12 protein-coding genes are annotated in these 14,923 nt (G+C 43.8%); 7 read left to right on the top strand and 5 right to left on the bottom strand.

Features of this window, described 5'->3' with window-relative positions; genetic code table 11:
* The coding region (gene lysS / locus B9T16_RS06660) for a lysine--tRNA ligase (protein WP_410244366.1) at positions 1-1,371 on the top strand (1,371 nt) is incomplete at its 5' end.
* A gap of 187 nt (positions 1,372-1,558) precedes the next feature.
* A complete protein-coding gene (locus B9T16_RS06655) occupies positions 1,559-2,554 on the top strand; it encodes an SGNH/GDSL hydrolase family protein (protein ID WP_006620052.1) in 996 nt (331 codons plus the stop codon).
* A 321-nt stretch (positions 2,555-2,875) separates the two neighbouring features.
* Here B9T16_RS06655 and B9T16_RS06650 read toward each other — a convergent pair whose 3' ends face one another.
* Positions 2,876-3,280 (bottom strand): hypothetical protein, encoded by a 405-nt coding sequence (locus tag B9T16_RS06650; protein WP_008057218.1) that lies wholly within the window; start codon positions 3,278-3,280, stop codon positions 2,876-2,878.
* Between the two features lie 517 nt (positions 3,281-3,797).
* On the opposite strand from B9T16_RS06650, the gene B9T16_RS06645 reads away from it, so the two are divergent.
* Positions 3,798-6,218 (top strand): sucrose synthase, encoded by a 2,421-nt coding sequence (locus B9T16_RS06645; RefSeq protein WP_410244365.1) that lies wholly within the window; start codon positions 3,798-3,800, stop codon positions 6,216-6,218.
* 152 nt (positions 6,219-6,370) lie between these two features.
* Positions 6,371-7,231, top strand: a complete 861-nt coding sequence (locus tag B9T16_RS06640) for a peptidoglycan-binding domain-containing protein (protein WP_152088686.1) — start codon at positions 6,371-6,373, stop codon at positions 7,229-7,231.
* A gap of 328 nt (positions 7,232-7,559) precedes the next feature.
* Here the strand turns inward: B9T16_RS06640 and B9T16_RS06635 are convergent, their stop codons facing one another.
* From B9T16_RS06635 to B9T16_RS06620, 4 genes are all read right to left on the bottom strand, one after another.
* Positions 7,560-7,973 carry a type II toxin-antitoxin system VapC family toxin gene (locus B9T16_RS06635; RefSeq protein WP_410244364.1) on the bottom strand — a complete coding sequence of 138 codons (414 nt, stop codon included), beginning with the start codon at positions 7,971-7,973 and terminating at the stop codon, positions 7,560-7,562.
* The gene (locus tag B9T16_RS06630; protein WP_410244363.1) at positions 7,967-8,236 is read right to left on the bottom strand and encodes an AbrB/MazE/SpoVT family DNA-binding domain-containing protein; all 270 of its coding nucleotides are present in this window, start codon (positions 8,234-8,236) and stop codon (positions 7,967-7,969) included. Before B9T16_RS06630 ends, B9T16_RS06635 begins: the two co-directional genes overlap by 7 nt.
* A gap of 575 nt (positions 8,237-8,811) precedes the next feature.
* Complete coding sequence (locus tag B9T16_RS06625) at positions 8,812-9,570, bottom strand: MBL fold metallo-hydrolase (RefSeq protein ID WP_410244362.1); 759 nt, start codon at positions 9,568-9,570, stop codon at positions 8,812-8,814.
* Between the two features lie 157 nt (positions 9,571-9,727).
* The gene (locus B9T16_RS06620) at positions 9,728-11,938 is read right to left on the bottom strand and encodes a phosphoketolase (RefSeq protein ID WP_410244361.1); all 2,211 of its coding nucleotides are present in this window, start codon (positions 11,936-11,938) and stop codon (positions 9,728-9,730) included.
* 445 nt (positions 11,939-12,383) lie between these two features.
* On the opposite strand from B9T16_RS06620, the gene lpxA reads away from it, so the two are divergent.
* From lpxA to dtd, 3 genes are all read left to right on the top strand, one after another.
* Positions 12,384-13,163 carry an acyl-ACP--UDP-N-acetylglucosamine O-acyltransferase gene (lpxA, locus tag B9T16_RS06615; protein WP_006620043.1) on the top strand — a complete coding sequence of 260 codons (780 nt, stop codon included), beginning with the start codon at positions 12,384-12,386 and terminating at the stop codon, positions 13,161-13,163.
* A 68-nt stretch (positions 13,164-13,231) separates the two neighbouring features.
* A complete protein-coding gene (locus tag B9T16_RS06610; RefSeq protein ID WP_410244360.1) occupies positions 13,232-14,344 on the top strand; it encodes a CobW family GTP-binding protein in 1,113 nt (370 codons plus the stop codon).
* A gap of 77 nt (positions 14,345-14,421) precedes the next feature.
* Positions 14,422-14,883 (top strand): D-aminoacyl-tRNA deacylase, encoded by a 462-nt coding sequence (gene dtd, locus B9T16_RS06605; RefSeq protein ID WP_014277018.1) that lies wholly within the window; start codon positions 14,422-14,424, stop codon positions 14,881-14,883.
* Positions 14,884-14,923 lie beyond the last annotated feature (40 nt).

The raw sequence follows: 14,923 nt of genomic DNA, 5'->3' as shown, positions 1-14,923 counted from the left end.
GTCGGGGTGCACATCATCTTCAAACGTGAGAGCGTTACCATTGGCTTTATTATCGGAGTCGACGAATCTGCAACTTTTCAACTAAAAATCGAGAAAAATCTCGTCACAGGCGACCCAGGTTTACCATTCAACCAAATTAAAAAACTTCTCTATATTTGCGACTTTATCGGAGTTGAGTGTAGTGGCTGCCGCACCAACCGGGGGGAACTTTCCATTCAAGTATCCCGCCTTGACGTGATCTCCAAAGCTACCATACCCTTCCCCGACTCCTACTATGGCATCAATGACCCCGAACTCTGTCGCCGCCACCGGGAAATAGACCTAGTTAGTAATTCCACATCCCTACAGCGATTTAAACTCCGTAGCCGCATTATCCGCAGCATTCGCACCTATCTATGGAATGCCGGATTTGATGNAATTGAAACCCCCNTCCTCCAGACTANTTATGGNGGCGCGGCGGCGCGACCCTTTATCACCCATCACAATGCCCTAGATATTGATTTATACTTACGTATTGCTACCGAATTGTTCTTAAAACGTGCCGTTTGTGGCGGTATGGAAAAGGTTTTCGAGATTGGTCGTGTCTTTCGTAACGAGGGAATTGATAGCACCCATAACCCAGAATTTACCTCCATTGAAGTCTATCAAGCCTATGCTGACTATTTCCAAATTATGGCCTTAGTTGAAGACTTAATCTGTGCCGTGGCTACAGAGGTTTTGGGCGGGTCTACTCAGATTGATTATCAGGGAGATAAAATCAGTATCGATCGCCAATATGACTACAGCAATATTTATCCCACCTTCACCGGAAAACATTGGCGGGTTAAAACTATGGTCGAAGCTGTCCGAGATGAAACTGGCTTAGATTTTGATACCTTGGAATTCTCAGAAGCTAAATCCAAAGCTGAAGCGATCGGCGTGAGACTCACAGACTTAAATACTCAAAATTTGGGATATTTACTCTATGCTGTCTTTGACCAAAAGGTAGAATCAACCTTAATTGAACCTACATTTATTATTGATTTTCCCGTAGAAGTAAGTCCCTTGGCTAAACGACACCGTTCTAAGCCGGGATTTGTAGAGAGGTTTGAATTATTTATTCATGGCACTGAATATTCTAACGGGTTTTCCGAGTTAAATGATCCCGTAGATCAACGGCAGCGATTTGAGGAACAATTGGCTCAAAAACAAGCCGGAGATGATGAAGCACACCCCATGGATGAAGATTTTATTCAAGCACTTTCTTTGGGGATGCCTAACTGTGGTGGTATGGGAATTGGAGTTGACCGCCTAGTTATGTTTTTAACTGATACCCAGAGTATCCGCGATGCTATTTTATTCCCAACTATGCGTTCCTTCAAAGATACTTAATTCCCATTAATTTCAGGTCTGTCTGGGGGTAATTATTGATTATCCCCAGACCTCAGCACCATGGCTTTCCCAAACCTTTACTAAAATCATCCTGAAAGTTTACACCAGCCTATGTAATTTCACGGAGTCATCATGTTAAAGTTGCCTTACCATGTACAAATTACCCCAATTTACACCAGGGCTGGTTATGAAAAGCATCTACAAAAGTATCTCATTGACTACCAGCATTATTAGTGCGATCGCCATAAGTATTATTACTGAAACCTCAGCGATCGCCGCCACCTTTAACTTTAGTCAAATCTATACATTTGGAGACAGTTTATCAGATACAGGTAACGCTTATAAAGCCACTAGCGGAGCCATTTTTCAAGGTCTACCCTACTTCGAGCAACGAGCATCTAATGGATTACTATGGGTAGATTATTTAGCCTCAGAATTCGGTTTAAATCCGACTACATTAATCGACCCAGACTCTCCCATTGACGGGGTAAATTTTGCCTTTAATGGAGCGACAACCGGAGATTTTAACGCCTGGATTTTTACCAGGTTGATCAACTCAATTACAGGCATTTATTGCCCCTTTATTAATGTCCGGTCAATCCGCGAATCTGATGCGTTATATATTCTTTGGGCGGGAGCAAATGATTATTTAGGGGGAAGGGAAACTGATGTAAATATCCCGGTTAATAATATTACGCAAGCTGTAAGTTCTTTGTATGGTGTGGGAGCCCGTAATTTTCTAGTGCTAAATTTACCGCAATTAGGAAAAACACCCATTGCCCAATTTAATCCCTTCGACCCAGTTGACCCTTTTAATTCCTTTAACCCAGCCGCACTTAATAGCCTCAGTATCCAACATAATCAAGCCTTACAGCAAGGAATATTAGGGTTAAATCAAAGTTTATCTAATGCCCATATTAGCTTTTTTGATGTGGGTAGTTTATTCGATAATGCGATCGCTAACCCTCAGGAATTTGGATTAACCAACGTAACTGATAGCTGTCTATCCTTAAGATCAGGCACAATTTGTCAGAACCCCCACGAGTATCTATTCTGGGATTATATCCACCCCACTACCACAGCCCATCAAATTATTGCTAGTGGCGTTTATCATCAAATGCAAACAGAATATAATAAGAAATCTGTCCCCGAACCTTCAGCCACTGTAGCTTTAATTGTTTGAGGAGTTGGTGCTATGGTTAAAAAAGGCAAATCGAAGCCACAATAACATCTCCATTCAAGCAACATGATAGGGGTGTATTGATTGTTAGTAGACACACCTCATAATTAGACCACATCAATCTGGATCTGAATCCGTTATCGCGTTTAAGAAAGTGTGAGGAGTAAACTTGATCACGGAAATGAAAGGCGATCCAGATTTGAGTGCTGGTATTTACAAGGAAGGTTTTTCAAATCTATCCCATGTTTTGATTAGGGGGAAATAGGGTCATTGGTTGGGGGATAGTCAAGACAGTTCAACTTACCAATTTTTGGCTAAATATGATTAGGTATCAGTCCCAGATGTTCTCTGACTTATGGCTCGAACTAAATCAACTAATCCATTAGCCAACCGAGACGCAACCACAGTTCCCTCAAACTCAAATTCATGATTTTGTAGGGCTTCAACCAACATCCATTTACCTGTTTCTGTTAATAAAACCATTGGGACTTGGTTTTCTTTATGAATCTCAATCGCCCCAGCATTTTTGAGATCCTCATAGAGTCCCTGATAAATCCCGACTTTCTTACCTTGTCGTTTTTGTTTGACTTTACTGGTCAGATCACTTTTCTTAACCTTAGTCTGTGTTCCTCCCAACGCCCATAATGTCAGAAGCAAACGGGCTTTAGCCTTATCATCCATTTCACCCGTGATGGGTTTCGGTGTATTGTTGTAATCCATTGTTGACATATCACTTATAGATTGAGAGACCAAAATACCATCAGATTGTACAACAAATAATAATTAATCTAATAATTCGGATCATAACTATACCTAACAGCAGATTAGGGACCCAGGTATAAGGGGGAAAGCTAAATCATAGAAAACTACCATATTTCTATGAAATAATGCGATCGCCTTCCCGGGGGATCAGGATCTAAATCATCATTTCACCATTTTTGATGAGATAGCGCCCACCCCCGAGGTATATTGTCCCAACAAGAGTCACCCCCGTTAGCATAACCGCCCATTTGAGAGATATTTAAGCCTCGACCCCTCTCCCTGACAGATATGGGAAATCAGAGAATAGCCAAAATCCATATAAGACCCATCAACATATCACGATATCACCATAAATTTTTGTCAAACCTTCCCAGCCAAAATCTATACTGGGTAAGATGTGTGATCAGCAAACGAAGACCTATAAATCAAGACTAGGTTAGGGACAACCACACCATTAACAACAAACTAATCAGGAGAATTTTTAATGTCCGAACTGATTCAGAACGTAATTGAGAGCGATGAGAAACAGGATCTGCGACAATTTTATAGTGAACTGAGAATCTCCGAGAAGCGATATTTACTCCGCAATGATATTCTACAAGCCTTTGCTGATTATTGCCTAAAATTTCAAAAAGCCGCTCATTTTGTCGAGAGTTCTCACCTCAGTAAACTAATTTACTATACCCAAGAAATTATTCTCGAAAATGAAAGTATTTGCTTGATTGTACGTCCCCAGATAGCCACCCAGGAAAGGTTTCGTCTCCGACCTGATCTATCGGTTGATGTGATGAGTGTTCAGGAATTGCTGGATTTACGCGATCACTTCGTAGACCATCACCATCCCCATGATGGCAATGTTTTCGCCATAGACTTTGGCCCCTTTTATGACTATTCTCCCCAACTGCGAGACTCGAAAAATATTGGTAAAGGTGTCCGTTATCTCAACCGCTATTTATCCAGCAAACTCTTTCAAGACTCTAATCAGTGGCTGGAATCTCTGTATCAATTTCTCAGCCTCCATTCTTATAATGGCTTACAATTACTGATTAACGATCGCATCACTAATCAAAACCAACTTTCCTACGCCATCAAAAAAGCCATTTCATTACTTAATAAACGTTCCTCCAAAGAACCCTACGAAAAATTCCGGTTTGAATTACAAGAAATTGGCTTTGAACCCGGATGGGGAAATACCGCTAGACGCGCTTTGGAAACCCTAGAAATACTTGACGAACTTCTGGACTCTCCCGACCATCAAGTTTTAGAAGCATTCCTCGCTCGGATTCCCATGATTTTCCGTATCGTTTTAGTTTCTATTCATGGCTGGTTTGCTCAGGAAGGAGTCTTAGGTCGTCCTGATACGGGGGGTCAAATTGTCTATATTTTAGACCAAGCGCGTAGCTTAGAAATGGAACTGGAGGAAGAATTAAAACTTTCCGGTTTGAGTGCTTTGGGGGTGCAACCGAAAGTGATGATTTTAACTCGTTTAATTCCTCATAGTGATGGGACTCGTTGCGATCAACGATTAGAAAAAGTTTATGGGACTAAAAATGCCTGGATTCTCAGGGTTCCCTTCCGGGAATTTAACCCTAATGTTACCCAAAACTGGATATCTAGGTTTGAGATATGGCCTTACCTAGAAACTTTTGCTATTGATGCGGAAACTGAAATTTTGGCGGAGTTCCAAGGTCGTCCTGACTTGATTATTGGCAATTATTCTGATGGTAATTTAGTCGCATTTTTGCTGTCTAAACGCCTGAATGTTATTCAGTGTAATGTGGCTCATGCTTTAGAAAAATCTAAATATGTGTTTAGTGATTTGTACTGGCAGGATATGGATGATAAATATCATTTCTCCTTGCAATTTACCGCAGATTTAATTGCTATGAATGCCGCTAATTTCATTATTAGCAGTACCTATCAAGAAATCATTGGCACTACTGATAGTGTGGGTCAATATGAGTCTTATAAGTCTTATACTATGCCCGGTTTATATCATGTGGTCAATGGTATTGAACTATTTAGCCCTAAATTTAATGTGGTTCCCCCTGGTGTAAATGAGACTATTTTCTTCCCCTATACTCGCACGGAAGAACGCATATCCAGCGATCGCCAACGGCTAGAAGAGTTGATTTTTTACCTAGATGACCCTAACCAAGTGTTTGGTAAATTGGCTGACCCAACCAAGCCGCCCCTATTTTCAGTCGCTCGTTTAGACCGAATTAAAAATATCACGGGTTTGGTAGAGTGCTATGGTCAACATCCCGAATTGCAAGAAAAAGCTAACTTGATTTTTATTGCTGGAAAACTCCGGGTAGAAGATTCGAGCGACTATGAAGAAGCCGAAGAAATTAAAAAGATGTATCATCTCATTGAGCACTATAATCTTTATGATAAAGTCCGCTGGCTCGGTGTCCGACTTTCTAAAACTGATACCGGAGAAATGTATCGGGTAATTGCTGACCATCATGGTATCTTTGTCCAACCTGCTCTCTTTGAAGCCTTTGGGTTAACTATTTTAGAAGCCATGATATCCGGTTTACCTACCTTTGCTACTCAATTCGGGGGCCCTCTGGAAATTATCAAAGATAAAATTAATGGCTTTTACATTAACCCCACTAACTATGACGAGACTGCTGCCAAGTTAGATGAGTTTCTGGTTCGATGTCAATATAATATCGGTTTCTGGAATGAAATTTCTCAACGGGGAATGGATCGGGTTTACAGTAGCTATACCTGGAAAATACACACTTCTCGATTGTTGACTCTTACCCGCGTCTATGGGTTCTGGAAATATGTCTCTAAGGAAAAACGCGCCGATATGATGCGCTATTTGGAGGCTTTATTCTATTTGATCTATAAACCCAGGTGCCAGGAGTTATTGCAACAGCATCTACAACGTTAGAAATGAGTCTAGTCCCGGCGAACTTAGTAAGAGATTTCGGCGATTTTGGATCGGTTGGAGGCTGTCGGAAAACCGATCCGGATGTTAGAATACGATCTGGTACGCTTAACTAACAGCTATAACCTCAAACCATAACACGCACACTTAGTCCTATGGGTATCAAAACTGCTATCATTGCTGGCCTGATGGCTTTAGCAATTCCCGGCTTTACAGGTCCCGCGATCGCCACGTCCGGGACTACATCGGCGATCGCTGAGTCCGAAGTTGAACGACTTCTCAACCTAACTCAAGATCGCAGGCGTTTCTCGGATAATCAAAGTCCCTTCTCGGAACCTTTTTATCAACCCCGTGAGGAAATTCGCGAAGAAACTACCTTTGCTGAACCTTTCTATCAACCCCGTGAGGAAATTCGCGAAGAAACTACCTTTGCTGAACCTTTCTATCAACCCCGTGAGGAAATTCGCGAAGAAACTACCTTTGCTGAACCTTTCCATCAACCCCATGAGGAAATTCGCGAAGAAACTACCTTTGCTGAACCTTTCTATCAACCTGAAGAAAATCAGATCCGACCTAGGGAAATGACCTTAGCGCGAGGAACCCAAGGGGTACAGGTAGCCGGTTTACAGCAGCGCCTGGAAGTACATGGCTTTTCTGTGGGTCGTGTAGATAGTCTCTTTGGCCCCCGCACTGAGCGAGCCCTAATTAACTTTCAATTGTCTAAGGGTCTCCGACCTACTGGAGTGGTTGATCGCAGCACTTGGCAGGCTCTCTCAAAAGATCCTCACCAGCAGACTATAGCAGAAACTCTCATTAAACAAGGCGATCGCGGTTCCAAAGTCAAAACTCTGCAAACTCGCCTAGAGTTGACTGGACATGATCCGGGTCCTGTTGATGGTATATTTGGCCCCAAAACTTTGGCTGCTGTCTCTGATTTTCAGTTGGCTATGGGCTTAGAATCTACCGGGGTTGTAGATGACAAAACTTGGAAGGTTTTAGGCGATCGCTCTAACTAGGTGATCAACCTGCCGCTTTTTTTAATTTTTTTAAAAAAATTATGGCCCGCCCTAGTAAATAGGGGTTGACACGGCGGCGCTAGTGGGCTATGATAGGAGTATATTAAATAATAGGATGTTAGACAAAATATTATTTTCGCAAATATTCCAATTATTTTATAGTGTAGCACGGACTCCCAGAAAAAGATAGGGTTTTCTGAAAAAAAAAGCGCGGGGGCGCGCCCAGAAATTTTTTTTTTTGGCCACGTAGGTTTACTTTTCCGAAATTCCCGGCTGGGGAAAAATGCGATAGCCCCAATTCTCAGGACATTGAGGCACATTAATATAATTATCGAATCGCTCGAATTTCTATGTCCAAATCGAGATTGCACCAGGCGCGATCGGTCGTAAGTGCGGGTAAATTTAGCTTCAATGCCAACGCCAGACAAGCTCTATCGCCCAGAGAAAGTCCCAGGGCGCGAGTTGGTATTCTTAGCTTGGCAATATCCCGCGCCAGCTCTCCATCTATTGGATAAATAATTAACGCTCGCTCAAGTAAACCTTGTTCTGTTAATTGAGTGGTGACCACATCAGGATCTTGACCGCGTTCAGCCAGCTTCGAGAGAGTTTCTGCCCAATTTACGGCGCTGATAGCTGCTTTTTTCAGCAAAGCATCTACAACATCATCTGCACCGGGTTCGTCTTGTAAGTATGCCAGTAAAGCTGAAGCATCCAATACAGCAAGGGGATTTTGACTCACCATTGGTCGTCCCGCTGTGTTTCGGAGCGCCGTTCTCGAATCAGTTCGTCGGCGAGACTTACACCGTCTGCAATATCTTTAAAAATTCCCCGGAGTTTTTGGACCTGCTCACGCCAACTGACCAGACGCAGACTGCCATCTTTTTCAAGGGTTAAAGTGAGCCGATCGCCCCCTTGCAGGTTCAGTTGTTTCCGCACAGCTTCGGGAATCATTAACTCGCCGGTTTCTTCTAGGTTAACGGTGTATTGTTCCTGGGAGGGAGACATAGATCCTTATATATTTGCACTGATGACCCTAGCCCGGATGCAAGGGTATTGATGATCGGACAAGCTGGCATTCTCGCCACCAAAATTGCTGCTTTGCGATCGAGTATATCAAAAAGTAATGAATAAAGGTTGACAAGGCGGCTACAGGGGGCTATCATAGGAGTATGTTACATAATTGGATGCGACCAAAAATATTATTTTTGCAAATATTCCCATTATATTATAGTGTAGCACGGACTCCCCCAAAAAGATAGGGGTTTCTCAAAAAAAAAGAGCGATCGCACCCCCAGAAAAAATTTTTTTTNGGCCCGGCCGCCCAAGTGAAAAGGGGTTGACAAGGCGGCTGCAGGGGGGTATCATAGGGGTATGTTACATAATCGGATGCGACCAAAAATATTATTTTCGCAAATATTCCCATTATATTATAGTGTAGCACGGACTCCCCCAAAAAGATAGGGGTTTCTCAAAAAAAAANGAGCGATCGCACCCCCCAGAAAAATTTTTTTTGGCCATCTAGGTTCACTTTTCAGAAATTCCAGCCGGGGGAAAATACGATCGCCTCTATGGGAAGCCAACTATAAATCAATAGCAAAGCGTTCACCTGGCTGAGGATTAAGCACGCGAGTTTTGAGGTTATGGCGAGCGATGAGAGAGCGAAAATCTTCTAGGTTTCCGACTATCTTTAAAGCCGCAACTAATAATCCCTCATAGGAGACATCACCAGCGGCGGCGGTTGGTAATATCACCTGTGGCTGTACCATTTTGGTTAACTCTAGGGCAGATTTTGTGCCGCGAATAATCGGACCTATCAAGGGTAAAGCCAAATCCATAATAGGAGTAATTACCACATCAATGGGAGCCAATTCTTTCAAAGTGGGGGAATGGTAGCCGTGGGGTTCATAATAGAGACTGTGGTGAGTAGTAGTATCAGAAATAACATAGCCATTTTCCACCAAAGTCGGACCAATTGGGGAACCGGGAACCGCCCTAATTTCGAGGCTGGCGCCCAGTTTAAAAGTTTCCCGATGATGCAAAGAATGAACCTGAGTATAGCCCAATTCTCGCACCACCTTAGCCGCATTGGGGGAAGCGACGACGGGAATATTTTTATCCAGTATTTTTAAAGTAGGAATATGAGCATGGTCTTCCAATCCCTGAGACAACAGGATAGCATCAATGCGATCGGGAAGGGGGCGAGTTTTCTGTTTTTCCCCTTTAAATAACCAGGGTAAATTACCAAACACCAAAGACCCCACCAACCAAGGGTCAATCAGGATAGACTTACCAGCCATCTCCACTAACCAAGAGTTACTGTCCAGCCAAGTTAGATACATAAAGCATAATTGCAGATTACATCAAGATTCTATTGTGACACCAATCAGAGCATTATCGGTGTCGAGTCCTAGGAAGAAGCAGGGGGAGTCTGGGAGAATGACCGAAAACTGTAATACTCCTCTCCCCCCAACGGACACCAGGAAAAACCAGTTAMACCTAGTGGATTAACTCGATCGCCCTTTTAGTCAAAGTCTCAGCAGTCAAGCCATTAAAAGCCATCAACTGACCCGCACTAGAAGTAGTTTCTCCCCGTTTCCAGGCGAAAGTATCGCGGCGGATATTACTACGCAACATAATCGGCTCCAGCATCAAACTAGCGCCGCCTGTCACCCCAATCAAAGCATCCCCACCAAACAAATTCTCGAACAGTTCATCACTGATAAAATCCCCATCAGCTTCCGAACAAGTATCCCAAGCTACATCAGTAGGACGATACAAACGGCGGGGGTTAATCACTGAGACAATGCGAGTACCAATTCCCTCAGTTTCCAGGTAAGCCGCCGCCTCAAAAACGGGGATTAAAGTCATATCTCCAATGACAGCAAAAACCACGGTTTTATCACCTTTTACCTCTTCCAAAATCACCGCCCCATCTCGCAAGCCTTGGCGGGTTTGTTCAAAGGTGGTACGAATCGGTAAAGGAGACTTACTCGCAGTAATAGTAATGCCCTTATTTTTAGTATTGAGTGCCCACTGATAACAGACCTGGATACTATTAGCATCTGGGGGAAACAGAGCGAAAACATTACCGTTGCGTAACATAGCCGCAAAATAAGCCTCAATTTCCGGGCGTTGGTGAGTCCAGCCATTGCGTCCCTGTTCCAGAGCCCCAGCGGTAAATAAGGTAATGGTGGAAGGGGTGAGGTGCCGCAACTCAGCCATCGCCTGGGTGACAGTTTGCCAAATTGGTAAACCATTGATAGCAAAAGACTCGTAGGAACACCACAGAGTCCGTGCGCCCATTAAGGCTAAACCTGCAGCCATTCCGGCGCAAGCGTCTTCACTGAGGGGCTCATAAACCTGTCCATTCGGTCCCTGGAAATAGGTATCATCAGGGGTAGGGTGAATAATTTTCAGGGCTTGGTTAATGTTGTTAATACCCGAAGCGGCGTTACCATCCGCATTTGTGACCAGAAAATGGGGGTCTTTTTGGCCTACATGACCGACGATCGCCCCCATAGCGGTAGTTGCCACTTTCGGATCACCGCCCACTGTATACTCTTCTAACGGGAGTGTACCCAAATCGGCGATCGGGTACTCAAACTCAGTTACCACTGTCTTAGAAGCCGGACCACCCCCTGCTCGTTCAATGTTTTTACGCACCAACTCCCAAGCAGCTACTGGTAGCGATCGCTCCTGGAGAGCCTTAATCATATGGGGACTGTCGAGGGTATCTCCGGGATAGAGATTGTGGGATTTCGCACCCCGCGCATGAACACCCGCCCCTTTCAGTTGTTTAATAATAAATACCGTCAATGTACCATTTAGGGCAGATTTAGCCGCTTTGTCTACTGTTTCCATCACCGCCTGGGTGAAAGCCATGCGCCGATCAATCGAAAAAGCCGTACTATCAACATAATCTCCCGGTTGGTTTTGGTCGTCGAAGTCTTTAGCATCGACTAGCAGGACTTCTTTAAAGCCGTTACCTTTCCAATAGGCGATCATTTCCTCATTGGTTTTAGTGGAGACCATGCTGTGGTGTTCCTGGCTGTAGCCATTCCACACTAATATGGGCAGGAAGTTCGTTACATTAGGATAGGCTGTGTTAAAATGCGCCATACTGCTCATCGGATAGGGCTCTCCCATACCACCATCGCCTAGGGTGAAAGGGAAGAGTTTGTCCCTGTGTAACAGAGCCGCAGCCATGGCGAAATGCTGCCCTTGTCCTAGGGGTCCGGCGGGGTTCAGTAGACCCGGAATATAACCGGAAAGATGCCCCAGCAGTCCGTGCATTTCCCGGAAGCGATCGCGCAGTTGTTGCACCGTGTAGATTTCCATGTCTTCTAAGGAGCGATCGAGGAAAACCGCGCTATAGAAGCCAGGCGCATGGTGTCCCACTTCCGTAATAATATTTTTATAACCCAGCATCACTAAAGCTGCATAGGCTTCCGCTTGGCTGGCGAAACCTCCTGGGTGTCCTGATGCTTTACTACCTGTTACCTGTAGAATTAAGTATCGCAGCGCGTCCGCATACAGCAGGGTTTGATACACTGCTACTGGGTCTTTAGGGTCAGAAATAGCCACTGTACCCTCGGCTATGGCTGGCTTTTGGCCGTAAGTTTCTAATCTGGGGAATGTTTCGCTAAAATACTGGATGCCCTGACAAAATTCGGGGGCGGAAACTGGTTTTGATGTGGTTGCGGTCATGCTTTATACCTAATTGCCTTTCCGGTTTTGATTAATATGGTAATTTATTTTACCGGACAATTGGGCGAATTTCTCCCGCCTTAAATAAAGGCGGTGCCTCAGATGAACAAAATTTGCCCTTGACCCGATAGGTTATCCCTCTGACGCACCCTACGATTGTTCCCGCCTCTATGTTTAGCTGTTTATTAGCCTTTCAATATTGTCTGCTGTTTTGATGTATCACATTTCGGTAATTTTGTCAACTATATTTAATCGATTGACTAATCAATAATTGATAATTAATAATTAACAATTGATAATGATTCATTGACCCGGTTTAGCTGGTAGCTGGTAGGGTCTGACCCATCGATAATCATTGATTGATGACAGATACAAATTAACTCACTCACCAATTGAGCAGTAATGGTATGATTATGTCATCTCCCATCAAACCTTCTATCGAGAGATGACAATTCACCCCACAGCTATAATCGAACCGGGTGCAACATTAGGCGAGAATGTAACAATTGGACCACTGAGCTATATTCAAGCAGGGGTGACAATTGGCGACCACTGCACGATCGCATCCCATGTTACTATTCTATGTGGAACTACCCTAGGCGATCGCACCCAAGTTCATGCTGGGGCAGTATTGGGGGACACACCCCAGGATCTAGCATTCTCGGACGAACCATCCTCAGTCCAAATAGGCAATAATTGTGTAATTCGTGAGGGTGTAACTATCCATCGCGGCACTAAAGCAGGTTCAATGACTCTCGTGGGTAATGATTGCCTATTGATGGCTAACTCCCATGTAGGTCATAATGTCAAAGTGGGCGATCGCGTGATTATTGCCAATGGAGCCCTATTAGCTGGATATGCACAAGTAGGCGATCGGGCTTTTATCAGCGGTAACTGTCTCATTCACCAGTTTACCAGAGTTGGGCGATTAGCCATGATGTCTGGCGGCTGTGCTATCCAAAAAGATGTTCCCCCCTTCTGTATCACCCGCAGCCTTAGCACTAATACCGTCATGGGTTTGAATGTCGTCGGACTGCGACGGTCTGGCTTCAACGAAGGACAGCGCCGAGAACTTCAGCAAGCCTTTAAAATCCTATATAGGTCAAATCTCAATATTTCTCAAGCCCTCGAAAAACTAGAATCTGAGCTAAACTCAGAATTAGTCCGGGAGTTGTGCGAATTTATCCGCACCTCCGAGAGAGGATTATGCAAATTCATTAAATAAAATCCCGTAATTGCGATAAAATAAGAACTGGAGATTCTCCAGTTTCTAACACTTTGGACAGTAGGGCTATGCAATCAGCAGTCAATCCCCATACCGAAAAGACAATGGACGAACCCAAACCCGGTTTACCTGTGACAATTATTACCGGTTTTCTCGGTAGCGGTAAAACTACCCTTCTTAACTACATACTCTCCAACCAACAAGGCTTAAAAACAGCCGTTTTGGTTAATGAGTTTGGCGAAGTCGGCATTGATAACGAGTTAATTGTGACTACCGACGCAGATAATACTATGGTAGAACTCAGCAATGGCTGTGTTTGTTGTACCATTAATGAAGATTTAGTTAACGCCGTCTACAAAGTCCTAGAACGCCCGGAAAAAGTCGATTATATGGTGGTTGAAACTACAGGTTTGGCTGACCCGCTACCCGTGGCTTTGACATTTCTGGGGACGGAATTAAGAGACATGACTCGCCTCGATTCTATTGTCACTATGGTAGACTGTGAAAACTTTAGTTTGGATTTGTTTAATAGTCAAGCCGCCGAGAGTCAAATCGCCTATGGGGATATTATTATCCTCAATAAAACTGATTTGGTAGATGAGGCTGATGTGGATCTGCTGGAAGTTCGCCTCCGAGACATGAAAAAAGATGCTCGCATTCTCAGGACTAAACGTTCTCAAGTTCCCCTTCCTTTGATTCTCAGTGTCGGTTTATTTGAGTCTGATAAGTATTTTGACCACACAGAAGAATCAGACCATCACCACCATGACCATGACCATGAACACGAACATCATCACCACCATGACCATGACCATGACCATGACCACGACCATGACCATGGACATCATTCTAACCACTTAGAAAATGATGGGTTTACTTCGATTTCCTTTGAAAGCGATCGCCCCCTATCCCTGCGGAAATTTCAATACTTTTTAGACAATCAATTAACAGCTAATATATTTCGCGCCAAAGGAATTCTCTGGTTTGATGAAAGTCCGAAACGTCATATTTTTCACCTCAGCGGTAAGCGATTTTCCATTGATGATGATGAGTGGAAAGGTTCCCCCAAAACCCAACTGGTGTTAATTGGTCAAAACCTAGATAAAGCCACCCTAAAAACTCAGATTGAAAATTGTTTCTGTAAACCTTCCCCAACTCGCGGTCAAGGGTTTTCTAGGTAATTAGATAGTAGTGGCAACCTTCTATGGTTGCCCACCTTCCCAGTCACATCAAGCAATCACTAACTGTACAATATCCCATGCGAGTTGTTATCCAAAGAGTCAAATCTTCACAGGTCACAGTTAATGGTCAAATTGTTGGTAAAATTAATCAAGGACTCAATCTGCTAGTCGGTATTTCAGCCACAGATACAGAAGCTGAAGTTGACTGGATGGCTCGAAAATGTCTCGATTTGCGATTATTTCCCGACCCGGATAATCATAGCGGACGCTGGGATAAGTCAGTGCAAGATATTGGGGGAGAATTATTAGTGGTGAGTCAGTTTACCCTGTACGGAGATTGTCGCAAGGGTCGCCGTCCATCCTTTGACCGTTCAGCGCCTCCAGAAGCCGCCGAAAAGTTATATCAGTTATTTATTGAAAAACTACGAATAAGTGGTTTAAAAGTCGCTACAGGTGAGTTTGGAGCTATGATGAATGTGTCTATTGAAAATGATGGTCCAGTCACCTTGTTATTAGAACGGGAAGCTGAGGGACATTAAACAACACATAACTAGACCATTGTCTGATGTCTATTTCAAG

The sequence above is a fragment of the Arthrospira sp. PCC 8006 genome (assembly GCF_046480465.1).
GTDB lineage: Bacteria > Cyanobacteriota > Cyanobacteriia > Cyanobacteriales > Microcoleaceae > Limnospira > Limnospira platensis.
This window is presented reverse-complemented; position numbering and strand designations above follow the sequence as displayed.